We start from the raw sequence: 1,556 nt of genomic DNA, 5'->3' as shown, positions 1-1,556 counted from the left end.
AAATCTTCTCGCAGTTTTAAGTAGACCAATTTCGATTACTGCCAAAAAGAATAAGACTGCGGTGAAGATTGATTACAAAGTTATCGTGGATTTGCCTGAAAGTTAGGGCTAATTCACCAGCCACTAGTTATCGATGGCAACCTATTGCGTCAAACTCTGGTTCGTAGGAAAGTGTAAGCGAATATATGGATATGTGGAAAGGAGTACACCGAAGTGTATAGCGAAGATGATTACTTAATGATATCTGGGATTCAACATTTTATGTACAGTGAACGTCAGTGGGCGCTGATTCATGTTGAGCAGCAATGGGCAGAGAATTTTCAAACGTTTAGTGGGCAAGAATTGCATGGACATGTTGATGATCCGTTCATTAAGGAAAAGCGAAATGATGTGATAATATCGCGTTCTTTGCCGGTTAGCTCGTCCAAAATGGGAATGTATGGGATTTGTGATGCAGTGGAGTGGCACGAGAATGATGGTGGAGTGCCTTTGCCAAATCGAACAAAAAGATATCTACCTAAGGTCGTCGAATATAAGCGAGGTAAATCTAAACATGACCATTCGGATGAGTTACAGCTAGTAGCTTACACCGTTTGCTTGGAGGAAATGCTCAATTGTACTTTGAGTATTGGGGAACTTTTCTACTTTAAAACACGCCGTCGTGACCAGGTTGAGATTAATGCAGAGCTACGAGAAGAGTTGTCAGTGGTTGTGGCGCGAATGCACAAGTATTTTGACGATGGTTACACGCCCCCGGTCAATAAAATCGATGAAGGGAAAAAATCATCCCTAGACCAGCTGGTGCCGCCAGAGATTTTTAATCGTAGGAGTGCGCGTACATACATAGACAGAAGGATTAACGATTGAGAAAGTTACTGAATACATTATACGTAAATGAAGAAGATTCGTACCTACATTTGAAAGGAGCCAATGTTGCCGTATCGGTAGATCATGACGATATTGGGATGGTGCCGCTAATCAATCTCGAGGGCATTGTGAGCTTTGGACGGTCAGGGGCGAGCCCCGCTTTGGTTAATGAATGCTTGAATCGTAATATTGGGATCACCTTTATGAGCCCAGATGGGAGGTTTCTGGGACGGACAACGGGTACAGTTGACGGCAATGTTTTATTACGTAAGCAACAGTATCGTGATGCTGATGATGAACGAGTCAGTACATTTATTGCTCGAGATTTTATTACGGGCAAGTTATTCAATCAAAGGTGGATAGTTGAGCGGTTTTTACGTGAGCATCCTGAGGCAAATCAGGATGACTTTGCCAATTTGTCGGTCAACCTAAAGAGCGTTATCACCGACGTACGGAATGCTACCAATCTGGCTGAACTCAGGGGGATTGAAGGAAGTGCAGCAAAGGACTACTTTGCGCAATTCAATCACTTTATTCTGCGTAAAGGAACTGATTTTACCTTCCCCAGTTTACAATTCAAGTGCAACACCTTAGCGACTAGACCAAAAAGGCCATGAAGACCTATTCTTGTTAGTGCAACCAGACAAGAAAGCAGGAATCTTCATGACCCACTCTCAGATTAACACTCA

Annotated in this window: 2 protein-coding genes; both read left to right on the top strand. The window is 42.9% G+C overall.

Going from position 1 to position 1,556, the window contains the following annotated elements:
• Positions 1-213: 213 nt before the first annotated feature.
• Positions 214-867 (top strand): CRISPR-associated protein Cas4, encoded by a 654-nt coding sequence (gene cas4 / locus ACGG90_RS15550; protein ID WP_390410729.1) that lies wholly within the window; start codon positions 214-216, stop codon positions 865-867.
• The gene (cas1, locus tag ACGG90_RS15545) at positions 864-1,484 is read left to right on the top strand and encodes a CRISPR-associated endonuclease Cas1 (RefSeq protein WP_390410728.1); all 621 of its coding nucleotides are present in this window, start codon (positions 864-866) and stop codon (positions 1,482-1,484) included. The genes cas4 and cas1 overlap by 4 nt, the downstream gene beginning before the upstream one ends.
• Positions 1,485-1,556: the final 72 nt, after the last annotated feature.

Origin of the sequence: Lacticaseibacillus jixiensis, assembly GCF_042847315.1 — a bacterium.
Taxonomy (GTDB): Bacteria; Bacillota; Bacilli; order Lactobacillales; family Lactobacillaceae; genus Lacticaseibacillus; species Lacticaseibacillus jixiensis.
The sequence above is the reverse complement of the archived record's forward strand: the minus strand, read 5'-3'. Positions and strand labels throughout refer to the sequence as shown.